Below are 23,317 nucleotides of genomic sequence, written 5' to 3'. Positions count from 1 at the left end.
GTTCCGGCACGAAAATTTGCCCTAGAAAGTCAAAAACCACCCGTGGGTGGCTTTTGTGTTCTGTTACCAAAGTGGCGTCATCGGCTTAGGTCCCTGTACAAGGGGCGAGAGAGGGATCAACTTCGGGCTACAGATAAATTCTACCCCCTTACTCAAAAAAGAGCAATCAAACTTTACCCTATGCCGCCAAACGCAAAAGATGTTATAACAACAATAGGCGCTTCCCGTATAGCGCCCTACCGCTCGCACTTCCAATGCAAAACCGATGAGGAGACGCTGGGAGCGTACTTTTGGGGCCAGGCGGTTTCCTCGGCTTTTCAGGCTTGTCTGGGAATGTACGAAGTTACTTTGCGCAATGCGATTCATGCTGCAGCAAGTAAATTCGCGAAAAATGCCAACTGGTACGACTACTCCCAAACCTGGGCACTTTCCCTTCATGGTACGACCAAGGACAAGATCACGGATGAGCTGTATTCCGGCACCCCTCCCCTTCGCAGAGCCCCACAACCGACGCCCGATGCTGTGGTTTCATCGCTGTCCTTTGGCTTCTGGAACGGCTTCTTGAATGGGCTGACTTCTCGTGAGCAGCCACGTATTCTTACCGACACGTTCGCCTTTCACCCGCACTCCAAGCCAAAGCATTGGTCCATTACTTCCAACGTCTCGGATTTGATGGAAAAGTTGCAAAAGATACAGCGCCTGCGAAACGCGGTTGCCCATCTGGAGCCGATTTGGAAAAAACACCGGTTAAAGGGAACGGAGACCCACTGGTCGCACTGCGTGGTTAGTCTTCGCGAGCTGCACGACGACATGATGCAAATCATCTCGTGGTGCTGCCCTCATGCGGCCTCCGCCATAGAACACAGCTACGCGCGCCGGTTGTTTTTAAGCATCTGTTCCACGAATGCGGTTAAGGCGTTTAAAGCTGAACCGTTTGCCGCCGGGCGCATGACGCCGTTTGCAGACCTCTTGCCGCGTTCCAGTTACGCCATGCCGCCAACGTATGCCTGGCTCGCCTCACAAGGCAACGCCTACTGGTCAGCAATGAGGCCAGTGCTCAGGTATTGACCCCATTGACCGCAAGCACCCTGCCTTAGCTCGCAATCGTTCTGCCCAAGCCACACTGAACATCTTGCGATCACCTGAATTGTGCCCAGTATGCTCAACCCGACGATATGCCGAGCCATACGTGTTGCAAATTGCACGCTCGATGGGGTGGCTTTAGTGACGGGCTACGGCATGACGCAGAACGAGGCTTCACCCACGGGTACGTGCAGAGGGGGCGCGCACAGAATGCGGGGAAAAATCGTACGCTAAGGCGCGCTTGGTCAGCCAATCCAACGGCTTGTAAATGACTGCTTCTGGCCCCAACCGGTCAGTCGCTGGGCTCACTGTACATGAGCCGGCCTGTTGGCGCCACAACGGGGAAAAAGGCGAAGACTGCACGTCCGACCAACTTAATTCGAGCCCGACCAACTTTACTAGCGCTAGTCAGCGAGCCCATCCTAGCCTACTCCACCGTCACTGACTTGGCCAGGTTGCGTGGCTTGTCCACGTCGGTGCCGCGGGCGACGGCGGCGTGGTAGGCCAGCAGCTGCAGCGAGACCACGTGCAGGATCGGCGACAGCAGGCCGTAGTGTTCCGGCAGGCGGATCACGTGCACGCCTTCGCCCGAGGTGATGCGTGAATCGACGTCGGCGAACACGTACAGCTGGCCGCCGCGCGCGCGCACTTCCTGCATGTTCGATTTCAGCTTTTCGATCAGGGTGTCGTTCGGCGCCACCGTGACCACCGGCATTTCCTCCGTCACCAGCGCCAGCGGGCCGTGCTTCAGTTCGCCCGCTGGATAGGCCTCGGCGTGGATGTAGGAAATCTCTTTGAGCTTGAGCGCGCCTTCGAGTGCGATCGGGTAGTGCATGCCACGGCCCAGGAACAGGGCGTTTTCCTTGCGCGCGAAGTCTTCCGCCCACGCGATGATTTGCGGCTCCAGCGCCAGCACCGCCGAGATCGCGACCGGCAGGTGGCGCATGGCTTTCAGGTGTTCGGTTTCTTCGACGTCGCTGAGGCGGCCGTTGACCTGGGCCAGCGACAGCGTCAGCAGGAACAGCGCGGCCAGCTGGGTGGTGAAGGCCTTGGTCGAGGCCACGCCCACTTCGACGCCGGCGCGCGTGATGTAGGCCAGCTTGCATTCGCGCACCATGGCGCTGGTGGCGACGTTGCAGATGGTCAGCGTGTGTTCCATGCCCAGCGAACGCGCGTGCTTCAGCGCGGCCAGCGTGTCGGCCGTTTCGCCGCTTTGCGAGATGGTCACCACCAGCGTATTCGGGTGCGGCACGCTGTCGCGGTAGCGGTATTCGGAGGCGATCTCCACGTTGACCGGGATCTTGGCCACCGATTCGATCCAGTACTTGGCGGTCAGGCCCGAGTAGTAGCTGGTGCCGCAGGCGAGGATCAGCACGCGGTCGATCTGCTTGAAGACGTTGTAGGCGCCGTCGCCAAACAGCTCGGGCATGATGCCGGTGACGCCTTCCAGCGTGTCGCCAATCACGCGCGGCTGCTCGAAGATTTCTTTCTGCATGTAGTGGCGGTACGGGCCCAGCTCGGCCGCGCCGGTGTGCGCCTGCACGGTTTTCACCTCGCGCTGGACTTGCTTGCCGTTGCTGTCGACGATCCACACGCGGCCCAGTTGCAGGTCGACCACGTCGCCTTCCTCCAGGTAGATGATCTGGTCGGTGGTGCCGGCCAGCGCCATGGCGTCGGAGGCGACGAAGTTCTCGCCCTGGCCCACGCCCACGATCAGCGGCGAACCCTGGCGCGCGGCCACCACGCGGTGCGGCTCTTCGCGGCAGAACACGGCGATCGCGTAGGCGCCGGTCAGGCGCTTGACGGCTTGTTGCACGGTGTCGAACAGGTCGCCGTTGTACATGTGGTCGACCAGGTGGGCGATGACTTCGGTGTCGGTCTGGCTCTGGAACACGTAGCCCAGCGCGCTCAGTTCGGCGCGCAGCTCGTCGTGGTTTTCAATGATGCCGTTGTGGACCAGCGCGATGCGCGCCTGGTCGGTGGTGGGCGAGAAGTGCGGGTGGGCGTTGTGCGAGGCCGGCGCGCCGTGCGTGGCCCAGCGGGTGTGGGCGATGCCGGTGAAGCCTTGCAGATGCGCTTCCTTGATCTGGGTTTCGAGGTCGGCCACGCGCGAGGTGCTGCGCGAGCGTTGCAACTGGCCATCCACATGCAGGGCCACGCCGCAGGAGTCGTAGCCGCGGTATTCCAGCCGCTTCAGGCCTTCCAGCAGGATGGGGGTGATATTGCGTTGCGCTACCGCGCCGACGATGCCGCACATGGGAAACCTCTCAGTTAAGTCAGGAAGCCATCGTAGAGCAGGGCTGATGAAATATGCTTTCTTAGTTAGCACTAATTTGGCATAAAATTTCATTACCACCACATCATGAAATTTTATTTCGAAAATACGACATGGATGAAATAGATCGTCGCATTCTCAACGCGCTGCAAGTTGACGCGTCTCAAACCAACGCCGAATTGGCGGCGGCCGTGCACGTTTCGCCGCCAACTTGCCTGCGCCGCGTCAAACATCTGCGCGAAACCGGGGTGATCCAGCGGCAAGTGGCCATCGTGGCGCCGGAAAAAGTCGGCCCCAGCCTGACGGCGCTTGTGGAAATCTCTTTAGATATCCAAGCCGCCGAGCGCATGGCCGAGTTTGAGGCGCTGGTGGCCGGCGAGGCGGCCGTGCTGCAGTGCTATCGCGTGGCCCCGGGGCCGGATTTTGTGCTGGTGGTGCAGGTGGCCGACATGCCGGCCTATCACGCGCTGGCGCACCGGGTGTTCACCAGCCACGCCAATGTGCGCAATGTGAAGGCTTACTTCTCCACCTTCCGCAGCAAGTTCGAGACGCGTATAGCTGTCTGAGTTATACCGACTTATTCGGCCCTTATCCCAGGCTTATGCACCTGCTTATCCCGGCAGTGTGCACAGGCTTAGTCACAGGTTTTTCCACAAGCTTGTTGCGCCTCTACTGGCGATTTCGACCTGAACAACTTATCCCACCCTTACCCCCTGATATTCCACAAGCTTATGCACAAGAATTGAGGCTCAGAAATAGTTATCCGCCGGTTATTCAAGCTTATCCAGCGCTTATTCCCGCACTTACCCACAAAGTTATGCACATTTGCTAAAAACGTGAGCGATGACGGCAAACCAAATACTTCACAGCTGTATTTTTTATTTATCCACCTGTTTTCCCGGCTTTGCACAGGGCTTACACACAAGTTTATCCACAAAAAAAATGACGCCCGCAGGCGTCATTCTGGTTCAGCTGAATTCGCTTACTTTTTGACTTTGACCGGGCGCGTCCAGTTGTCGATGGTGACCTGGCGCGGACGCGATACCGTCAGCTTGCCGGCCGGCGCGTCCTTGGTCAGCGTGGTGCCGGCGCCCAGCGTCGCGCCCTTGCCGACCGTGACTGGCGCCACCAGCTGGCTGTCGCTGCCGATGAAGGCGTCGTCCTCGATCACGGTGCGGAATTTGTTGGCGCCGTCGTAGTTGCAGGTGATGACGCCGGCGCCAACGTTGACGCGCGAGCCGATGGTGGCGTCGCCTATGTAGGCCAGGTGGTTGGCCTTGCTGTGCGCGGCCACCTGGCCGTTCTTGATCTCGACGAAGTTACCCACATGCACATCCTCGGCCAGCACCGTGCCCGGGCGCAGGCGCGCATACGGGCCGATGAGGGAAACCTCGCCCACCACGGCTTCCTCGATATGGCAGAACGGCTTGATCTGCGCGCCGCCCAGGATGCGGGCGTTGACGATCACGTTGTGAGCGCCGATGTGCACGCCATCGGCCAGCTCGACCTTGCCCTCAAACACGCAGCCGACGTCGATGGTCACGTCGCGGCCGCAGATCAGCTCGCCTCGGACGTCGATGCGAGCCGGGTCCAGCAGCGTGACGCCTTGTTCCAGCAGGTGGTTGGCGATGTTGCGCTGGTGGATGCGCTCCAGCTCGGCCAACTGGACCTTGCTGTTGACGCCGGCCACCTCCCACTGCGCCGACGGCTGGGCCGACACCACCGGCACGCCATCGGCCACGGCCAGCGCGACGATGTCGGTCAGGTAGTACTCGCCCTGGGCATTCTCGTTCTTGATGGCGCCCAGCCATTGTTTCAGGCGCGTGGTCGGCGCCACCATGATGCCGCTGTTGATTTCCTTGATGGCGCGCTCGGCCTCGGTGGCGTCTTTTTGTTCGACGATGCGCACTATGTGGCCGTTCTCACGAACAATCCTGCCCAAACCGGTAGGATCGTCTTGTTCGACCGTGAGAATGCCCAGCTTGTCGTTGCCGGCGGCCTCGATCAGCGCCCGCAGCGAGGCGGCGGCGGTCAGCGGCACGTCGCCGTAGAGGATCAGGGTGGGGACGTTGTCGTCCAGTTCCGGCAGCCCCTGCATGACGGCGTGGCCGGTGCCCAGCTGCTGGGCCTGCAGCGCGGTGGCGACCGCTTCCGGCTGTTTGGCGAGCAGCGCCTGCACCGCCTCGGCGCCGTGGCCGTAAATCACGCATAATCGGCTGGCGGACAGGCTGCGCGCCGTGTCCAGCACGTGTTGCAGCAGCGGCTTGCCCGCCAAAGGGTGCAGAACTTTCGGCAGCGCGGATTGCATGCGCTTGCCCATGCCGGCGGCGAGGATAACGACGTTCATAGAGGTGCCAAATCAGTGAGTGTTGAAATGCAAAAGTCTAACATGCCCCCCGCCGGCCGCCGGACGCTGTACTGTCTGTGCTTGATCGCGCTCATGGCCGTGCTGACCGCCTGCAGTTCGCTGCGGCTGGCCTACAACCACGGCGACACGTTGCTGTATTGGTGGATCGACGGCTATGTCGATCTCAACAGCGAGCAGAAGGGCTGGGTCAAGAAGGACATCGACGAGCTGTTCCACTGGCACCGCAAGACCCAGTTGCATGACTACGTGCAGATCCTGCAGACGGCTCAGCGCCAGCTGGCCGCCGGCCCCACCCAGGCCGACCTGCAAAACGACTACGATGAAATCAAGAACCGCACCCAGCTGCTGCTGTTCAAGGCGCTGCCGGAGCTGGCCGACCTGGCGCGCTCGCTGCAGCCGGACCAGATCGCCACGCTGGAGCGCAAGTTCGCCGCCAACAACGCCGAGTTCCGCAAGAAGAATATGAAAAGCGACAAGGAAGCGCAGCAAAAGTTCCGCTATCAGAAATCGATGGAGCAGTTCGAGCTGTGGTTCGGCAATTTCACCGCCGAGCAGGAGGCGCAGATCCGCAAGGCGTCCGACGCCCGCCCGCTCGACAATGAAATCTGGCTGGAGGAACGCCAGCGCCGCCAGAAGGCCATCCTGACGGTGGCGCGCAAGGTGCAGCAGGAAAAACTGGGCAAGGAAGCCACCATGGCGCTGATTCACACCCTCATCAAGGACGGTTTCGACCGGCTGGAGAATTCCGAGCGCAAGGAGTTTTTCGATGCGGCCGAGGCCGCCAATATCCAGCTGATCCTGACCGTGATCCGGGTCGCCACGCCGGCCCAGAAGGCCCACGCGCAGAAGCGCATGCAGGGCTGGATCGACGACTTCAAGCAGCTGGCGGCGGACCAGCGCTGACCGCCGCTGTGGTATGATGGCCTGTTGAATCAATGACTTAGAACACAGCCACATGCCCATCAAGCCTTCCCGCAAGCCAGCCAAGCCAGCCAAAGTCCCGGTCCACGGTCCGCAGCACGCCAACCAGGTGCGGATCATCGGCGGCCAGTGGAAGCGCACGCCGCTGCCGGTGCTGAGCGCGCTGGGCCTGCGTCCGACCCCGGACCGGGTGCGCGAGACCGTGTTCAACTGGATCAACCACCAGCGCGACGCCTACTGGGCCGACGCGCAGGTGCTGGACCTGTTCGCCGGCAGCGGCGCGCTCGGTTTCGAGGCGGCCAGCCGTGGCGCGCAGTCGGTGATGATGGTCGACAGCAACACCCAGGTGGTGCGCCAGCTGGAGGACATCAAGGCCAAGCTGAAAGCCGACAACATCACCATCACGCGCGGCGACGCCGTGGCTACGGCGCAATCGGCGATGGCGCGCGGCCAGAAATTCGACCTGATCTTCCTCGATCCGCCGTATCAGCAGGGCTTGCTGGAGCGTACCCTGCCGCTGTGCAGCAAATTGCTGAAGGCGGGCGGGCTGGTGTATGCGGAATCCGGCATGGCGCTGGAATTCGCCGCCGGCGAAATCCCGGAATGGCTGGTAGACTGGGAGATCGTACGGTCCGACAAAGCCGGCATGGTGTTTTTCTATTTACTAAAATACCAAGGCTAATTGCCGGTAAAACAGCGCCAAATGCGGGCATTCCGGTTTTTTGAGGCATAATGCGCGTTCTATATTGGTGCACTGCAGGGAGCCGCAATGGTAGTAGCTGTTTATCCGGGAACTTTCGATCCGCTGACCCGTGGTCACGAGGACTTGGTGCGTCGCGCCTCGGGCCTGTTCGACACGCTGGTGGTCGGCGTGGCCGACAGCAAGAACAAGAAGCCATTCTTTTCGCTGGATGAACGCCTGGAAATCGCCAACGAAGTGCTGGGCCACTATCCCAACGTGCGGGTCGAAAGCTTCTCCGGCCTGCTGAAGGATTTCGTGCGCGATCACGACGCCCGCGTCATCGTGCGCGGCCTGCGCGCCGTGTCCGACTTTGAGTACGAGTTCCAGATGGCGGGCATGAACCGCTACCTGCTGCCGGACGTCGAAACCATGTTCCTGACGCCGTCTGACCAGTATCAATTCATCTCCGGCACCATCGTGCGCGAAATCGCCATGCTGGGCGGGGATGTGTCCAAGTTTGTGTTCCCCTCGGTCGACCGTTGGCTGCAAAAGAAAATTGCCGCCACCCAGGCCGGATAAGCGAGTTCTGTCATGGCCTTAATGATTACCGACGACTGTATCAATTGCGACGTGTGCGAGCCCGAGTGCCCGAACGACGCGATCTACATGGGCGCGGAAATTTACGAAATCAATCCGGACAAGTGCACCGAGTGCGTCGGCCACTTCGATGAGCCGCAGTGCCAGCAAGTGTGCCCGGTGAGCTGCATCCCCTTCCATCCCGAGCACCGGGAAACCAAGGATCAGCTGTTCGCCAAGTATGAAAAGCTTCAGGCCGGCAAGGCCTGAGGAGCCAAAAAGACGCAAAAAAGCATGACCGTGCGGCCAACTGCGCCGCCGCGTCTCCACGGTGGTATAGTCGAACGACTTCTAACCCGGAGACATTCATGAACCGTAGAACTACCCTGCGTACCCTGGTGGCCGCCGCCCTGCTGGCCGCCATGCCGGCCTTCGCCGCCGTTGAGGTGGCCGGCGTCAAATTCGACGACAGCATCACCCTGGCCGGCCAGCAGCTCAAGCTGAACGGCGCCGGCGTGCGCACCAAGGTCATCTTCAAGGTCTACGCCGCCGGTCTGTACCTGACCGACAAGAAAACCACCGTGCCGGACGTGTTGGCGGCGCCCGGCCCGCGCCGCGTCGCCATCACCATGCTGCGCGAGGTCAGCTCGGACGATTTCGGCAAAGCCTTCCTGGAGGGCCTCAACGCCAACACCAGCAAGGAAGAGCGCAGCAAGATCCTGCCGCAAATCACCAAGTTTGGCGAAGTGTTCGCCCAGACCCCGGCGCTGAAAAAAGGCGACCAGCTGTCGCTGGACTGGACCCCGAACGAGGGCACGCAGTGCTATCTGAATGGTAAAAAACTGGGGGAGTTGATGCCGGACCAGGCGTTCTACAACGCCGTGCTGCGTATTTGGCTGGGTGATAAGCCGGTCGACAGTTCCTTGAAGCCGGCCTTGCTCGGTGAGAAGTGATGCTGCAGCGCGGTAGCGATTACCGCGCTTAATTCTTAGGCACGCGAAGCCATGGCGCGCAGTTCGGCGGCGTGGCTCGGGTCGCAATCGCTGCGGTTTAGCATGCGCTTAAGCAGCATGGCGTCGCGCATCTGGCGGCGCTGCAAACGTTCCTCTTTGCTCAACTTTGGCTTAACGACAAGCACGGCGGCGCGCGCGACGCCGCGCAGCAACGGCTGGAACAGCACCAGCAAACCGCCGCCCGCAGCGATAACCAGCGCCAGCTTAATCGCAGCGAACAATGAAAAATCTTGCATCAGAGAAATCGAGGTGGACATGGTGTAGCTGTAGCCTTAGAATCTGACGTAACTATAGTGCGCCGCAACATAAGTTGCCAATTCTCTTTCTCCATAACAATTATGCGTTTGGTGAATGGACTGTGCTATCGTTATTTCTCCAACACCTCACCCTGAGCCGCTATGAGCTTCCTGACGCTGGACCTGAACTTGCTGCGCGTTTTCGACGCCGTGATGACAGAGCAAAATCTGACACGCGCCGCCGGCCACCTGGCCATGACGCAGCCTGCCGTTTCCAACGCCATCAAGCGCCTGCGCGAGAGTCTGGGCGACGAATTGCTGATCCGCACCGCCTACGGCGTCAAGCCGACCCCGCGCGCGGAATCGCTGTGGCCGTCGGTGCGCAGCGCGCTGGCCAGCCTGGAGGCGGCGGTGGCGCCGGAGACGTTTGACGTCTCGGCCGCCCACGCCACCTTCCGGATGGCGATGGCGGACGCCACCGCCGCCATGTGGCTGCCGTCGCTGATGCGCTCGATCGAGAGCGAGGCGCCGGGCGTCAACGTGCGCATGGTGCCGCTGACCACGCGCGAACCGCGCCCCATGCTGCTGCGCGGCGATATCGACCTGGCGGTGGGTTTCTTCCCCGGCGTGGCGGCGCAGCTGTCGTACGAGACCGGTTCGCCGATCCGTCACGAGCGCCTGTATTCGGGGAAATATGTGTGCGTGATGCGGCGCGATCATCCGCTGTCCAAGGAAGAGCTGACCTTGGATAACTATTGCGCCGCGAATCACTTGCTGGTGAGTTTTTCGGGCCGCGCGCACGGCCTGGTGGACGAGGCGCTGGCCCAGTTGCAGCGCGAACGCCGCATCTTGCTGACGGTGAACCAGTTCTTCACCGCCGGCCGTGTGGTGGCCAACTCGGACCTGATCACCGTGCTGCCGCGCCACCTGATCGCGGCGACCGGCATGACCGACGCGCTGATCCACAAGGAATTGCCATTCCAGCTGCCGGCGGTCCACCTGGACATGCTGTGGCACGAGCGCGACGCGCGCAGCCCGGCCCACAAGTGGCTGCGCATGCATCTGGAAAAAATGAACTCGGTCACCCAGAGCAGGGTGGCCAATCCGCCCACCCCGCCAGCCTCCAGCCGCTAAAGCGTCATTCCGGCGCAGGCCGGAATGACGTGCTACTTGCTGCTGGAACGGTAGCCGATGCGGAAACCGCCCCAGTGCTTGCCGTTCACATAAATCGGCGCCGACAAATCGTGCATCACCTCGCCGGTATCGCGCTTGTACGTCTGCAGCAGGAACGGCTTGGTGTTCGAGCCGCAGCGCTTGCCGGTACGATCACTGAAAATCCGCTTGGTCCGGTTGTTGACGATATCGACGTCATAATTCCCGGTCAACGGCTGGGAAAACTTCTTGTTGTGGGTGGGGAAATAGCCGTTGTTATCCACAGCGCCGGCGTAAGCCAGCTGCGGCATGGCCTGAAGCAAACCCTCCTGCAGCGGCGGCAGCACGCGGTCGGTGAAATCGTCGAAGCGGGTCTTGTGCTTGGGTGGATCGGTGTTGGGGATCGGCGTGTAATGACGGTCCCACAGCGCCTCGTTGGAAATCTTGCCGCTGGCGATGGCCTGCTCGAAGATCTTGCCCACTTCCGCCGCCGCGCGCTGCGCCGCGATGCGGATTTCATCGTGCGAGCTCTCGATATCGGACTCGCCCAGCGCGCCGGTGATGACTTCGGCCCGTTCCGCCAACGCCATGGCCGAGCTGGCCGCGCGCGGCAATTCCTTCTCGGTGGACAGCAGGCTGTCGCGGATGCTGGCGATGGCGTGGGCGATTTCCTCGGTGGTGGCGACGTGCTCGCGCGAGGCGCGCGCGATCTCGCCGATTTGCTCTTCCGACACGCCCGACGAACGCTCGATATTGCCCAGCAGCCCGTGCACGGTTTCCACATTGCCGGCCGCCTCGCTGACCTTGACCGCCAGCGACGTCATGCCGCTGGCCGCCTTCTCGGCCTGCTGGTTAATCTCGCGCACCATGGTGCTGATTTCGTCGGTGGCCTCCTTGGTGCGCAGCGCCAGCTGGCGCACCTCGCTGGCGACCACGGCGAAACCACGACCCTGTTCGCCCGCGCGCGCCGCCTCGATGGCGGCGTTCAGCGCCAGCAGGTTGGTGCGCGCCGAGATTTCACTGATGGCCTCGGTGAAGCCATAGATCTTGCGCGAATTGGCTTGCAGCGACGCCATCACGGCGGCCGCCGTTTGCGCGTCCTCGCGCGCGGTGCGGATGCGCTGCAGGCCGCTGTCGGCCTCGGTGCGGCCGGCCACCGTTTCGCCGCGCACCTGGGCCGCGATCTTGGCGGCGCGCTCGGCGTTGGCGGCGATGCGCTCGGTGGTGTCGGCATTCTGCGACGAGCTCTGGACGATGCCGCCGGCGGTGCTGACGTCGAGCTCGATCTTTTTCTTCACCGAGTCGACGAAGTAGGAGGTTTCCGCCGCGCCGATCATGATGGCGTCGATTTCCTCGCCCACGGTGTGGGCGAAGTGGCGCACGCCGCCCTCGTCGCTGCCCTGGCGCGCCGCCCACCAGGCCACCGCCGCACCGGTCAGCGCGGCCGGGATGGCGGCCGTGACCGGTCCGGCTCCCATCAGGTTGAACAAATAAGCAAGGCAGGTGCCGCCAGCCGTCGCCCCCAACATCCACAATCCACGTTGCACCAACTTATGCTGCAAATGCTTCATCTGTCCCCCGATTTGTCCAACCTGCGCCTTAGGCGACTTTAACTAATTTATTTCTGTGACGCTACTTTATAGGTAACTTGGTGGTATTCTTCACTTCTTCCATGACTGCGTAGGTGTGCGTCTCGCGCACGCCCTTCTGCAGCAGGGTTTTGCCCAGGAATTCGCGGTAGGCGGCCATGTCCTTGACGCGCGCTTTGACCAGGTAGTCGAAGCCGCCGGCGACCATGTGGCATTCCAGCACTTCCGGAATCACCTGGACGCTGTGTTTGAAGGCGTCGAACACTTCGGGCGTGGTGCGATCGAGCACAACCTCGATAAAGACGAGCAGGGACACGTCGAGCAGCTGCGGATTCAGTTGCGCGGTGTAGCCCATGATGTACCCGGACTCGTGCAGCTTGCGCACGCGTTCCAGGCAGGCGGCGGGCGACAGGTTCACCCGCGCGGCCAGCTCCACGTTGGAGATACGGCCGTCGCTCTGCAATTCCATCAAGATTTTTTTGCTGATCTTGTCTAACATTTCCGGGAACTCCCAAATAAATATTATTTGGTTAAATTGTCTCACTAAAAACTATCTATTGCTAGTCCCTCGCATTACCAGAATTAATCCAGAAGAAATCCCTCTACAATCGAATCATTAGCAGTTCACCTCAAAGTACCCACGAAGTACTCATGCTCACGCTCGCCGGCGCGGTCCGACGGGCGTGTTTTTGTAGGTGGATCCGCTCAAAAATTTCTATCTGAGAGTTCCTAATGCAAGCAGCAACCACCTCCGGTTTCATCCCGTTCGCCGCCCTGCGGGCCGAAGTCCTGCGCGACCCGCTTCCCCTGCGCGCAGCAGTCACGGCAGCCTATCGCAAGGACGAAGTCAGCGCTGTCCAGTGGCTGCTCGAGCAGCTGAAAAACCACGACGCCAACAGCATTCAGCAAGCCCAGCAACTGGCCCACAAACTGGTCAGCGCGGTGCGCGCGGAACGCACCCGCGCCTCCGGCGTGGACGCCCTGATGCACGAGTTTTCGCTGTCCTCGGACGAGGGTGTCGCCCTGATGTGCCTGGCCGAAGCACTGTTGCGTATTCCCGACAACGCCACCGCCGACCGCCTGATCGCCGACAAAATCAGCAAGGGTGACTGGCGCAAACACTTGGGCGAGTCGCCGTCGCTGTTCGTCAACGCCGCCACCTGGGGTCTGCTGATCACCGGCAAGCTGGTGGGCACCAACAGCGAGGCGGGCCTGGGCTCGGCGCTGACCAAGCTGATCGCCAAGGGCGGCGAGCCGCTGATCCGCAAGGGCGTGGACTTGGCGATGCGCATGCTGGGCAACCAGTTCGTCACCGGCCAGACCATCGACGAAGCGATCAAGAACGGCCAGGCCAACGAGGCGCGCGGCTACCGTTATTCCTATGACATGCTGGGCGAGGCCGCGCTGACCGAAGCCGACGCCAGGAATTACTACGCCTCCTACGAAACCGCGATCCACGCCATCGGCAAGGCCTCGAACGGCCGCGGCATCCGCAATGGTCCGGGCATTTCGGTGAAACTGTCGGCGCTGCACCCACGCTACAGCCGCGCCCAGCGCGCCCGCGTGATGGAAGAGCTGCTGCCGCGCGTGCGTCAGCTGGTGCTGCTGGCCAAACACTACAACATCGGCCTGAACATCGATGCGGAAGAGGCCGACCGCCTGGAACTGTCGCTGGACCTGATGGAGGCGCTGGCGCACGACCAGGAGCTGGCCGGTTTCGAGGGGATCGGCTTCGTGGTGCAGGCTTACCAGAAACGCTGCCCGTTCGTGATCGACTACCTGATCGACCTGGCCAAGCGCAGCGGCCGCAAGTTCATGGTGCGCCTGGTCAAGGGCGCCTACTGGGATGCGGAAATCAAGCGCGCCCAGGTGGACGGCATGAGCGGTTATCCGGTCTACACGCGCAAGGTCTACACCGACGTGTCCTATCTGGTGTGCGCGCAGAAACTGCTCGGTGCACAAGGCTTGATTTATCCACAATTCGCCACCCACAACGCGCAAACCCTGTCGACCATCTACACCTGGGCCAAGCGCGACGGCATCAACGACTATGAGTTCCAGTGCCTGCACGGCATGGGCGAATCGCTGTACGACCAGGTGGTGGGCAAGGACAACCTCGACAAGGCGTGCCGCATCTACGCGCCGGTCGGCACCCACGAAACGCTGCTGGCCTACCTGGTGCGCCGCCTGCTGGAGAACGGCGCCAACTCCTCGTTCGTGAACCAGATCGTCGACGAGGCGATTCCGATCGAGTCGCTGCTGCGCGACCCGGTCGCGGCCGCGCGCGAGCAGGGCGGCCTGCCGCATCCGGGCATCGCCCTGCCGCTGGACATGTTCGGCGCCGAGCGCAAGAACTCGGCCGGTTTCGACCTGGCCAATGAAAACGTGCTGCGCGAGCTCTCCGAGGCGCTGGCCGCGCCGCGCAGCTGGCACGCCGCGCCGTTGCTGGCCGGTGAGATCAGCGTCGGCCAGCCGGCGCAGAAGGTTACCAACCCGGCCCAGCGCGGCGACATCGTCGGCCAACTGGTGGAAGCCACCGCCAACGACGTCGAAACCGCGCTTGCCAGCGCCAGCAACTTCGCCATGGACTGGCAAACCACCGAGCCATCGGCGCGCGCCGCCGCCCTGACCAGGGCCGCCGACCTGTTCGAGGCCAACGCCATGGAACTGATGACCCTGGCCATCCGCGAAGCCGGCAAATCGCTGCCGAACGCGATCGCCGAGATCCGCGAGGCGGTCGACTTCCTGCGCTACTACGCCGCCGAAGTGCACGGCGCCACCAACACGCTGGCGCTGGGTCCGGTGACCTGCATCAGCCCGTGGAACTTCCCGCTGGCGATCTTCACCGGCCAGGTGGCGGCCTCGCTGGCGGCCGGCAACGTGGTGCTGGCCAAACCGGCCGAGCAGACGCCGCTGATCGCGCACCGCGCGGTTGAGCTGCTGCACGAAGCCGGCATCCCGCGCGCCGCGCTGCAATTCCTGCCGGGCCGCGGCGAAGTGGTGGGCGCGGCGCTGACCGCCGACCACCGCGTCAAGGGCGTGATCTTCACCGGCTCGACCGAGGTGGCGCAACTGATCAACCGCACGCTGGCCAAGCGCGCGGTGGCGGAAAACGCCGATATTCCGCTGATCGCCGAAACCGGCGGCCAGAACGCCATGATCGTCGATTCGTCGGCGCTGCCGGAGCAAGTGGTGCAGGATGCGATTTCGTCGGCCTTCGACAGCGCCGGCCAGCGCTGCTCGGCGCTGCGCGTGCTGTTCCTGCAGGAAGATATCGCCGATAAAACCATCAAAATGCTGAAAGGCGCGATGCTGGAACTGAACGTCGGCACGCCGGACCGCCTGGCGACCGATATCGGTCCGGTGATCGACGCCGAAGCGCAGCAAAACCTGCTGGCGCACATCAACAAGCTGAAAGGCACGGCGGTGGATTACTTCTCGCTGGATCTGCCGGCGAATGTCACCAGCGCCGGCACCTTCGTGCCGCCAACCGTGCTGGAAATCCGATCGCTGGCCGAGCTGACGCAGGAAGTGTTCGGCCCGGTGATGCACGTGATCCGCTACAAGCGCGCCGACCTGCCGAAAGTGGTCGAGCAGATCAACGCCAGTGGCTTTGGCCTGACCCTGGGTGTGCATTCGCGCATCGATGAAACCATCGACTACATCAGCAGCAACGCACACGTCGGCAACATCTACGTCAACCGCAACATCGTCGGCGCGGTGGTGGGCGTGCAACCGTTCGGCGGCGAAGGCAAATCGGGAACCGGTCCGAAAGCCGGCGGCCCGTTGTACCTGAAGCGTCTGCAACGCGGAGCGGCCACCTCGCCGGCGCACGCGCGCCAGGCCACCCCGGCGCTCGATGCGCTGGCGGCCTGGTCGAAAATGCACGGCCATGAACGTGTCGCCAGCCTGGCGGAGCAATACAGCCGCGCCAGCATGCTGGGCAGCGTGACCACGCTGCCAGGTCCGACCGGCGAGCGCAACATGCTGGCGCTGGTGGCCCGTGGCGCCGTCGTGTGCGCGGCCGGTACCCTGCAAGGCTTGCTGAACCAGCTGGCGGCCACGCTGGCCACCGGCAATACCGCGCTGGTGACGGGCGCGGCGGCGAAATTGCTGCCGCCGGACCTGCCGGCGGCGGTGAAGGACCGCATCCTGACCGTTTCCAGCCTCGACGATTGCGACTTCCAGATCGCGTTGGTGGAATCGATGCTGGCGGCCAGCCTGCACGCCCCGCTGGCGGCCCGTAATGGGGCCCTGGTGAGCCTGATCAGCACCAATGAGGAGGCGGCCATCCCGCTGTGGCGTTTGCTTGCTGAGCGCGCTCTGTGCGTGAATACGACGGCGGCAGGGGGCAACGCCAGCCTGATGACGCTGCAGGCGTCGTAAACAAAGCAAAAAGCCGGGCTCAGTTAAACCGTCGTTCCCGCGCAGGCGGGAACCCATGCTGAGCCTAGCGTTCAGGCGTTCTATGGATTCCCGCCTGCGCGGGAATGACGATGTAGCGCTAACTGGATGGCATTACGGGTTCGCCCGGCTTGTCTTGCAGAAGTTCCGGATCACATCAAATGCGTAGCGCGATGCCACGGTTTTGATGAAATGCATGAAATCAACGGCGGCATCGTCGTTGGCGTTGTCCGAGATCGTCCGGATGACGGCAAACGGAATGCCCAGCTCAAAACACACTTGCGCCACCGCCGCGCCTTCCATTTCCACTGCCAATAAATCGGGCAAACTGGCTTTCAGCGCCTGAATTTGCGCCAATTTGCCAATAAATTGGTCACCGCTGGCGATCAAACCGCGATGCACACGCGTCACTTGTCCTGCCGCATCGGCCAGTTTTGCCGTCAACGCCACGTCCGTGGCAAAGCTGGACAAACCGGTTAGCGGGATTTCAAACCTGGGAAACAGCGGACTGGCATCGAAGTCATGCTGGATCAGCGTATCGGCGACCACGATATCGCCGACTTTCACGTTTTTATCCCCACTGCCGGCAACGCCGGTAAAAACAATGTGGGTAACTCCGAACTTCTCCACAAGGATGGCGGCCGTCATGGAGGCCGCGACCTTGCCAATACGCGATAGAACGCACACAGCGTCGATTTCCCACAGTTTCCCGGTGGTGTACTCCCTCATGCCGTGAACGTGCTTGTAGGGGCTCTGAAGGGCTTCTATGAGCCCATGCTGTTCTTCAGCCAACGCGCTGATGATGCCTAAACGCATGTTTTTCCTTGAATGTTGAAAATTTGTCTGTGGAGATCGAAGGCTTTTTCCACAACGCGTAGCGAAAAAAAGTGAATTTTAAGGCGTTTTTTAGGGTCTGGACGGATTCCGGATGGCGAGTAGCCGTCTGATTTGCGGTTTTAGTTGTTTACAAAAGATTTATATAAACATAGTGGTAGTAGTAAACGTGCAAATGATTGTGGATAACTCGTGTATACGTTTACAAATCATTTGTTTACGGCGTAAACAACCTGCTGAATAAGCGCTGTATCAGTTCAGGAACAAATTTTGGATAAAATATGGGCCTGTGGTCAAAGGTGGGCCTTAGTCACAAGTCGTCCTGTGGATATCCAAGACGTTATTCACAGGTGAACCTTGTTTTGTAGTTGTTTTTCCAATTCTTCCCCCGAAATCGGCCTGGAAAACAGGTATCCCTGGCCTAAATCGCACCCGGCGGCCGTCAAGGCCGACAGTTGTTGCGGTGTTTCGATACCCTCGGCGATGACTTTGATGCCCAATTTGTGCGCCATCGCGATAATCGCCTCACAAATCAGCAGTCCATCCGTCCCCTGATGCACAAAAGCCGGGTCGATCTTGATGTAGTCGATGCCGAAGCGCTTCAGAAAGGCCACCGAGCAGTGGCCGGAGCCGAAATCGTCCAGTGACAGCTGCATGTGCGCATGCTGGAACGCCAGCACACGCTCGGAATCGGCGTTGGCGGTCTCCAACAGCAGGTTTTCCGTCACCTCGATGATGATGCTGTGCGGATTCAGCTTCAGTTCCTGCAGAAAATCCAGCCATTGCTGGTAGTTGCTGCCGTCGTCGCGGAACTGCCAGGCCGATTTGTTCACGCTGATCTGGAAATCCGGCGAATTCAGGGCCTGCAGTTTCTGCACTTCACGCGCCGCCTGGTGGAAAACCCAGTCGCCGATGCCGACGATCATGCCGCTGCTTTCCGCCGCGCCGATGAATTCAGCCGGATTCAGCAGTCCACGTACCGGATGTAGCCAACGCACCAGCGCCTCGGCCTTGACGATGGCACCGGTCGACAAGTCGATGATCGGCTGGTACAAGATGCGCAACTGCTCGCGGCCGAGGGCTTCGCGCAATTCGTTGACCAGGGAAATGCGTTCGCGCGTGGCTTCCTGCATGAAGGGCGCGAAATAATTGAAGCGGTTGCGCCCCTGCTGCTTGGCCGCGTACATGGCCTGGTCGGCGTTTTTGATTAAAGTTTCAGCATCCGCCCCGTCTTCAGGGTACAAGGTGATGCCTATGCTGCTGGAAATATGGGCAACATCTTCGCCCAGCTGGAAGGGTGTGCTCATTTGCCGCAGGATTTCCTGGGCCGTCCGCACCACGTCGCCGGCATTGCGCAACTGGGTGATGATGACGGTGAACTCGTCGCCGCCGAGGCGGGCCACGGTATCGGTGCTCCGGACCGAGCTGGACAATCTGCTTGCCACTTCCTTGAGCAGCATATCGCCCTTGTCATGGCCCAGGGTATCGTTGATTTCCTTGAAGTGGTCCAGATCGACAAACACCAGTGCCATCGGCAGCTGTGTGCGGTCGGTTTTTTTCATTGCCTGTCGCAGATGCTCATGAAACATGCGCCGGTTTGGCAGGCCGGTGAGGGCATCGAAGTTGGCCTGGCGCCAGATCAATTCTTCGGATGCCTTTTTTTGCGTGATGTCGCTGAGCAAAGCGACATAGCGGAATGGATTTCCCTGCTCGTCAAACACGGTGTTGATTAGCATGGAAACCAGGTATTCCTCGCCCTCGCGGTTCCGTTGCCACAACTCGCCCTTCCAGTAGCCGGTGGTGGTCACGCATTCGAACATGCGGTCGAAAAATTCCTTGTCGTTGCGGTTGGAAGCGAGTTCATAGGCCCGATGGCCGACCAGCTGTTTCTCGGTGTGGCCGCTGAGTACGGAAAAAGCCGGATTCACGGTGAGGATTTTGCCTTCGGCATCGGTCACCATCATGCCTTCGCCGCTGTTGTCGAACAGCAGGGCGGTGAGTTTCAGCCATTCATCGTTTTTCTTGCGTTCTTCTTCGTTAGCCAGCAGTTGATGTTCCATTTCCCGGCTGGCGTTGTACAAGGTGCGGTAACGTAGCTCGCGCTCTTCCTGCCTTGCGTATGTGCGCAGCGAAAAATGGCCGGCGCCCAGCATCAACAGCAGCAAGATGGCCAGCCCGCCGCCGGCGGTGACGAAATTTTTTCGCAGCAAACGCGCCGATTCGGTGTCATTGCTGCCCACGACGATAATCAGCGGCAAGCCATCAATCACACGGTAGCTGAAAATCCGGGACAGGCCGTCGACCACGCTCACCGTTTTGTAGGTGCCGGAACTGGCGAGCCGGACGTTGTCGAACAGCGGCGTGGGACGCAGGTCACGGCCAAACGCCTGGTCGAAATTCGGCACGCGGGCAATGATTTTCCCGCCGCCATGAACCAGCGAGATCGAAACGTCCGAATTGAACCGCGAATTGTCGAAGACTTTGACGAAGCGCTCGACGTTCAGCGGGGCCACGACCACTCCCAGGAACTCGCCCTTGGCGGTTTCCACGCGACGGCTGAGAAAAAACAATCTCTTTTTGCTGACCTTGCCCATGGCGGGTTCGCCGATGAATAGTTTGCCGTTGAGAGAATTGTCGAGGTGGACCTGGAAGTAGTCGCGATCGGCGTAGGAGTTGCCGACGATGGGGGTGTTGGTCGAGGTCGCCACGCCATTGCCGTTGGCGTCGATAAATGTGATCCAGTAGTCGCTGTCAAAACTCGATCCGCGTGAGGAAAGCAGGTCGGCCATGGTCTCAGGCGAACGGCTTTGTTTGGCGGGCAGCACTTTGATGGCGTTGGCAAAGCCGATCAGCGACAAATCCACCGATTGAATCGAGTAAATCACGTGCGCTTCCATCGCTTTCACGTAATGCTCGGTCTGGGACTGGATGGAAAGTTCGCGTTCCACGTAGGACGAACGGAGTTGGCTCACAACGACGGCAATGGCAAGGGATGCCATCAGAAAAAGGCCGGTGATCAAACGTCGCCGAAACCGCAGATATGCAGGCGACCGGGGATTTTGACGTTGTGAGGACAAAACGGCTCCGGCAGAGGCTGTTTGCGAATTCAGTATATCGGTTTACCCTAAAGATGTAGATATAAAAATAGTGGTAGTTGTTAACACCGACACTTTTCTGTGGATAAGTGCTGCTTTTGAATTAAAATCAGGCGTTTACGGGCTGCATAAGCGGGCGTGTAAACCGTGTATGAGCAGGGAACTGTTTTGGGATAAAAAAAGTCGTCCCAAAAATTCGTTTGTTTACTCACATTTGGCACCTGTGGATATCCAGATGGTTATCCACAGGTGTAAAGAGGGGGATCGATGACGCTGGCTTCCATTTTTCCGCATCCCATCATCCAGGGACCGACCGCCGGCGGGTTTAATACGCCGGCGCAAGTGGCTGCGGTGTCCAATGCCGGCGCGCTGGGTTCGCTGGCCTGTTGCTTGTTGTCGCCGGAGACGATCCGCGCCCAAACCGCGCAGATCCGGGCGCTCACCGATCAGCCTTTTTGCCTGAATTTCTTCGCGCAAGACACGCCGAAACCGTCCGCCGCCGAGGTGGAACAAGCCAAGGAATGGCTGAAACCTTACTGGTCTTCGTTCGGCTGGAGCGAACTGCCGACCCCGGCCAAATGGTGCGAAGATTTCTCCGCCCAGTTTGAAACCTTGATTGAACTGCGGCCTGCGGTCGCCAGTTTTACCATCGGTATCTTGAGCGTGCAGCAAATCCAGCGCTTGCACGAGGCCGGCATTTTCGTGATCGGCACGATTACGCACGTCGATGAAGCCTTGGCGTGGGAAAGCAGGGGCGCCGACGCCGTGATCGCCTCGGGTGTAGAGTCCGGTGGTCATCGCGGCACCTTCATTGGCGCGCAGGAAGATGCCAAACTGGGCACGTTTGAGCTGCTGCCGGCGGTGCTGGCGGCGGTAAATATTCCCGTGATCGCGGCGGGCGGCATCATGGATGGTGCCGATATCAAGCGCGCGCTGGATGCCGGCGCCCAGGCGGTGCAGATGGGCACGGCGTTTCTGGTGACCGACGAGGCCACCGTCAACGCGCCGTACAAGCAGCGACTGCTCACGGCCGGAAATCATCCGACCCGGCTGACCCGCGCTTTTTCCGGCCGGTACGCGCGCGGGCTGGAAAATCGCTTCATGCGCGAAATGGCGTCTATCGAGCGACAACTACCGCCATATCCTATTCAAAATGCGCTAACTTCGCCCATCCGCGCGGAGGCGGCCAAGCGTGGCGAGAGTGAGCTGATGTCGCTCTGGTGCGGCACCGGCGTGGCGCGCGCACGGCCCATGCCAGCGGCGAAACTGGTGGAGACCTTGCTGGCGGAGATCAGCGCAATATAACCGCAGTCATTCCCGCGCAGGCGGGAATCCATACTGACTATGCGATCACGCTCAGCATGGATCCCCGCCTTCGCGGGGACGACGGCGAACTTGGGGGGACGATTTGGAATCAGCAGGTAGCTACGATTACATCATCATAGGCGCCGGCTCAGCCGGCTGTGTATTGGCCAACCGGCTCAGCGCCGACAAAGACAAGGAAGTGTTGCTCATCGAGGCGGGCGGACGCGACGATTACGTGTGGATCCACATCCCGGTCGGCTATTTGCACTGCATCGACAATCCCCGCACCGACTGGAAGTTCCGTACCGAGGCCGATCCCGGCCTGGGCGGCCGCAGCCTGCTCTACCCGCGCGGCAAAGTGCTCGGCGGCAGTTCCTCCATCAATGGCATGATCTACATGCGCGGCCAGGCCGGCGATTACGACCGCTGGGCCGCCCTCACCGGCGACGACAGCTGGCGCTGGGAGTCTGTGCTGCCGCTGTTCAAGAAGAGCGAGGATTACCACGGCGGCGCCTCCGAATTCCACGGCGCCGGTGGCCTGTGGCGGGTGGAGAAACAACGCTTGTCGTGGCAAATCCTGGATGCTTTCCGCGACGCCGCCGAGCAGGTCGGCATCCAGAAAGTGGACGATTTCAACCGCGGCGACAACGCCGGCTGCAGCTATTTCGAGGTCAATCAAAAACGCGGCATCCGCTGGAACACCGCCAAGGCGTTTTTGAAACCCGCCTCGCGCCGGCCGAACCTGACCATCATGACCGGCTGCCACGTTGAACGTTTGCAGATCGAAAATGGCGTATGCAAGGGCGTGATTTTCACCGGCGGCGGTACACGATATCTGGCCAGCGCCAATAAGGAAACCCTGTTGGCGGCTGGCGCCGTTGGCAGTCCGCAGATTTTGCAATGCTCCGGCATCGGTCCCGCGCAGCGCTTGAATGAGCTCGGCATCATGCCCGTGGTCGACCTGCCTGGCGTCGGCGAAAACCTGCAAGACCATCTGCAACTGCGCATGGTCTACAAGGTTGGCAAGCAGGCGCGCACGCTGAACACGATGGCGTCCAACTGGTTCGGCAAGATGAAGATTGGCCTCGAGTACGCGCTGTTCCAGAGCGGGCCGATGTCGATGGCGCCGTCGCAGCTGGGGGCGTTCGCCCGCTCGAACGACAGCGAGCCGACGCCGAATCTGCAATACCATGTGCAGCCGCTGTCGCTGGAAAAATTCGGCGATCCCTTGCACACCTTTCCCGCCTTCACTGCCAGCGTGTGCAACCTGCGGCCGACCTCGCGCGGCCACGTGCGCATCGCCAGCGCCGATCCGTATGCGCCGCCGAAAATTTCGCCGATGTATTTGAGCACGCCGGAAGACCGCAAGGTCGCCGCCGAAGCACTGACGCTGACGCGCAAAATCGTCGCCGCCCCGGCGTTGCGGCAGTACGCGCCGGAGGAATACAAGCCCGGCATCCACTACCGCACGGAGCAGGAATTGGCCGAGGCCGCAGGCGCCATCGGCACCACGATTTTCCATCCGGTCGGCACTTGCAAGATGGGCCGCGCCGACGACCACAGCGCCGTGGTTGACGGCCAGTTGCGTGTAAAAGGCGTGACCGGATTGCGTGTTGTGGACGCGTCCGTCATGCCCTTCATCACCTCCGGCAACACCAATTCCCCCACGATCATGATTGCGGAAAAAGCAGCACAGCTGGTCAAAAGCGTCGTGTTCTAGATCAAAAACCAACCGTAGTTATACTGTATTGTTAGCTAATTTGTTACTGTGTATGATCTAGAAA

18 protein-coding genes are annotated in these 23,317 nt (G+C 60.9%); 11 read left to right on the top strand and 7 right to left on the bottom strand.

The genetic code is table 11. From position 1 onward, the window contains the following. Positions 1 to 333 precede the first annotated feature (333 nt). Entirely contained in the window at positions 334 to 1,068 is a 735-nt protein-coding gene (locus tag FHW83_RS13285) for a hypothetical protein (protein WP_373997214.1), read from the top strand. 442 nt (positions 1,069 to 1,510) lie between these two features. Here FHW83_RS13285 and glmS read toward each other — a convergent pair whose 3' ends face one another. Continuing rightward, entirely contained in the window at positions 1,511 to 3,340 is a 1,830-nt protein-coding gene (gene glmS, locus FHW83_RS13280; protein ID WP_176646821.1) for a glutamine--fructose-6-phosphate transaminase (isomerizing), read from the bottom strand. 131 nt (positions 3,341 to 3,471) lie between these two features. Here glmS and FHW83_RS13275 point away from each other — a divergent pair, with 131 nt between their 5' ends. After that, positions 3,472 to 3,924, top strand: a complete 453-nt coding sequence (locus FHW83_RS13275) for an Lrp/AsnC family transcriptional regulator (RefSeq protein WP_176646820.1) — start codon at positions 3,472 to 3,474, stop codon at positions 3,922 to 3,924. Positions 3,925 to 4,340: 416 nt separating this feature from the next. Here the strand turns inward: FHW83_RS13275 and glmU are convergent, their stop codons facing one another. Then, positions 4,341 to 5,705 carry a bifunctional UDP-N-acetylglucosamine diphosphorylase/glucosamine-1-phosphate N-acetyltransferase GlmU gene (gene glmU / locus FHW83_RS13270; RefSeq protein WP_176646819.1) on the bottom strand — a complete coding sequence of 455 codons (1,365 nt, stop codon included), beginning with the start codon at positions 5,703 to 5,705 and terminating at the stop codon, positions 4,341 to 4,343. Positions 5,706 to 5,732: 27 nt separating this feature from the next. Between glmU and FHW83_RS13265 the strand changes: the two genes are divergently transcribed. The 5 genes from FHW83_RS13265 to FHW83_RS13245 all read left to right on the top strand — a co-directional run bounded on the left by FHW83_RS13265 (position 5,733) and on the right by FHW83_RS13245 (position 8,858). After that, positions 5,733 to 6,629 carry a DUF6279 family lipoprotein gene (locus FHW83_RS13265; RefSeq protein WP_229224165.1) on the top strand — a complete coding sequence of 299 codons (897 nt, stop codon included), beginning with the start codon at positions 5,733 to 5,735 and terminating at the stop codon, positions 6,627 to 6,629. A gap of 52 nt (positions 6,630 to 6,681) precedes the next feature. Continuing rightward, complete coding sequence (gene rsmD, locus FHW83_RS13260; RefSeq protein WP_176646818.1) at positions 6,682 to 7,329, top strand: 16S rRNA (guanine(966)-N(2))-methyltransferase RsmD; 648 nt, start codon at positions 6,682 to 6,684, stop codon at positions 7,327 to 7,329. Positions 7,330 to 7,416: 87 nt separating this feature from the next. Continuing rightward, the gene (gene coaD / locus FHW83_RS13255) at positions 7,417 to 7,908 is read left to right on the top strand and encodes a pantetheine-phosphate adenylyltransferase (protein ID WP_176646817.1); all 492 of its coding nucleotides are present in this window, start codon (positions 7,417 to 7,419) and stop codon (positions 7,906 to 7,908) included. 12 nt (positions 7,909 to 7,920) lie between these two features. Beyond that, positions 7,921 to 8,175 (top strand): YfhL family 4Fe-4S dicluster ferredoxin, encoded by a 255-nt coding sequence (locus FHW83_RS13250; RefSeq protein WP_176646816.1) that lies wholly within the window; start codon positions 7,921 to 7,923, stop codon positions 8,173 to 8,175. A gap of 98 nt (positions 8,176 to 8,273) precedes the next feature. After that, positions 8,274 to 8,858, top strand: a complete 585-nt coding sequence (locus FHW83_RS13245; RefSeq protein ID WP_176646815.1) for a chalcone isomerase family protein — start codon at positions 8,274 to 8,276, stop codon at positions 8,856 to 8,858. 35 nt (positions 8,859 to 8,893) lie between these two features. On the opposite strand, the gene FHW83_RS13240 is transcribed toward FHW83_RS13245, so the two are convergent. Beyond that, a complete protein-coding gene (locus tag FHW83_RS13240) occupies positions 8,894 to 9,175 on the bottom strand; it encodes a hypothetical protein (protein WP_176646814.1) in 282 nt (93 codons plus the stop codon). Positions 9,176 to 9,316: 141 nt separating this feature from the next. On the opposite strand from FHW83_RS13240, the gene FHW83_RS13235 reads away from it, so the two are divergent. Next, complete coding sequence (locus FHW83_RS13235; RefSeq protein ID WP_176646813.1) at positions 9,317 to 10,288, top strand: LysR family transcriptional regulator; 972 nt, start codon at positions 9,317 to 9,319, stop codon at positions 10,286 to 10,288. A gap of 32 nt (positions 10,289 to 10,320) precedes the next feature. Here FHW83_RS13235 and FHW83_RS13230 read toward each other — a convergent pair whose 3' ends face one another. Then, complete coding sequence (locus FHW83_RS13230; protein WP_373997213.1) at positions 10,321 to 11,835, bottom strand: methyl-accepting chemotaxis protein; 1,515 nt, start codon at positions 11,833 to 11,835, stop codon at positions 10,321 to 10,323. 103 nt (positions 11,836 to 11,938) lie between these two features. Then, complete coding sequence (locus FHW83_RS13225; protein ID WP_008443393.1) at positions 11,939 to 12,394, bottom strand: Lrp/AsnC ligand binding domain-containing protein; 456 nt, start codon at positions 12,392 to 12,394, stop codon at positions 11,939 to 11,941. A 233-nt stretch (positions 12,395 to 12,627) separates the two neighbouring features. Here FHW83_RS13225 and putA point away from each other — a divergent pair, with 233 nt between their 5' ends. Then, positions 12,628 to 16,281, top strand: a complete 3,654-nt coding sequence (gene putA, locus FHW83_RS13220) for a trifunctional transcriptional regulator/proline dehydrogenase/L-glutamate gamma-semialdehyde dehydrogenase (RefSeq protein ID WP_176646811.1) — start codon at positions 12,628 to 12,630, stop codon at positions 16,279 to 16,281. Between the two features lie 132 nt (positions 16,282 to 16,413). On the opposite strand, the gene FHW83_RS13215 is transcribed toward putA, so the two are convergent. Together FHW83_RS13215 and FHW83_RS13210 are read right to left on the bottom strand one after the other, a co-directional pair. Beyond that, positions 16,414 to 17,115: a 5'-methylthioadenosine/adenosylhomocysteine nucleosidase gene (locus FHW83_RS13215; protein ID WP_176646810.1), complete on the bottom strand. Its 702-nt coding sequence runs from the start codon at positions 17,113 to 17,115 to the stop codon at positions 16,414 to 16,416. 362 nt (positions 17,116 to 17,477) lie between these two features. Beyond that, positions 17,478 to 20,153 carry an EAL domain-containing protein gene (locus FHW83_RS13210; RefSeq protein ID WP_229224164.1) on the bottom strand — a complete coding sequence of 892 codons (2,676 nt, stop codon included), beginning with the start codon at positions 20,151 to 20,153 and terminating at the stop codon, positions 17,478 to 17,480. 342 nt (positions 20,154 to 20,495) lie between these two features. On the opposite strand from FHW83_RS13210, the gene FHW83_RS13205 reads away from it, so the two are divergent. Further along, a complete protein-coding gene (locus FHW83_RS13205) occupies positions 20,496 to 21,533 on the top strand; it encodes a nitronate monooxygenase family protein (protein ID WP_176646809.1) in 1,038 nt (345 codons plus the stop codon). 103 nt (positions 21,534 to 21,636) lie between these two features. Continuing rightward, entirely contained in the window at positions 21,637 to 23,253 is a 1,617-nt protein-coding gene (locus FHW83_RS13200; protein ID WP_176646808.1) for a GMC family oxidoreductase, read from the top strand. The last annotated feature ends 64 nt before the right edge of the window (positions 23,254 to 23,317 follow it).

The sequence above is a fragment of the Duganella sp. SG902 genome, assembly GCF_013376005.1.
GTDB lineage: Bacteria > Pseudomonadota > Gammaproteobacteria > Burkholderiales > Burkholderiaceae_D > Rugamonas.
The sequence above is the reverse complement of the archived record's forward strand: the minus strand, read 5'-3'. Positions and strand labels throughout refer to the sequence as shown.

Excerpts from the sequence above, each read along its gene's own strand:
- FHW83_RS13230 (WP_373997213.1), bottom strand. The coding sequence starts at position 11,835 with ATGTTGGGGGCGACGGCTGGCGGCACCTGCCTTGCTTATTTGTTCAAC.
- FHW83_RS13245 (WP_176646815.1), top strand. The coding sequence starts at position 8,274 with ATGAACCGTAGAACTACCCTGCGTACCCTGGTGGCCGCCGCCCTGCTG.
- FHW83_RS13225 (WP_008443393.1), bottom strand. The coding sequence starts at position 12,394 with ATGTTAGACAAGATCAGCAAAAAAATCTTGATGGAATTGCAGAGCGAC.
- FHW83_RS13240 (WP_176646814.1), bottom strand. The coding sequence starts at position 9,175 with ATGTCCACCTCGATTTCTCTGATGCAAGATTTTTCATTGTTCGCTGCG.
- FHW83_RS13250 (WP_176646816.1), top strand. The coding sequence starts at position 7,921 with ATGGCCTTAATGATTACCGACGACTGTATCAATTGCGACGTGTGCGAG.
- putA (WP_176646811.1), top strand. The coding sequence starts at position 12,628 with ATGCAAGCAGCAACCACCTCCGGTTTCATCCCGTTCGCCGCCCTGCGG.
- coaD (WP_176646817.1), top strand. The coding sequence starts at position 7,417 with ATGGTAGTAGCTGTTTATCCGGGAACTTTCGATCCGCTGACCCGTGGT.
- rsmD (WP_176646818.1), top strand. The coding sequence starts at position 6,682 with ATGCCCATCAAGCCTTCCCGCAAGCCAGCCAAGCCAGCCAAAGTCCCG.
- glmU (WP_176646819.1), bottom strand. The coding sequence starts at position 5,705 with ATGAACGTCGTTATCCTCGCCGCCGGCATGGGCAAGCGCATGCAATCC.
- FHW83_RS13285 (WP_373997214.1), top strand. The coding sequence starts at position 334 with ATGTACGAAGTTACTTTGCGCAATGCGATTCATGCTGCAGCAAGTAAA.
- FHW83_RS13275 (WP_176646820.1), top strand. The coding sequence starts at position 3,472 with ATGGATGAAATAGATCGTCGCATTCTCAACGCGCTGCAAGTTGACGCG.
- FHW83_RS13215 (WP_176646810.1), bottom strand. The coding sequence starts at position 17,115 with ATGCGTTTAGGCATCATCAGCGCGTTGGCTGAAGAACAGCATGGGCTC.
- glmS (WP_176646821.1), bottom strand. The coding sequence starts at position 3,340 with ATGTGCGGCATCGTCGGCGCGGTAGCGCAACGCAATATCACCCCCATC.
- FHW83_RS13265 (WP_229224165.1), top strand. The coding sequence starts at position 5,733 with ATGCAAAAGTCTAACATGCCCCCCGCCGGCCGCCGGACGCTGTACTGT.
- FHW83_RS13205 (WP_176646809.1), top strand. The coding sequence starts at position 20,496 with ATGACGCTGGCTTCCATTTTTCCGCATCCCATCATCCAGGGACCGACC.
- FHW83_RS13235 (WP_176646813.1), top strand. The coding sequence starts at position 9,317 with ATGAGCTTCCTGACGCTGGACCTGAACTTGCTGCGCGTTTTCGACGCC.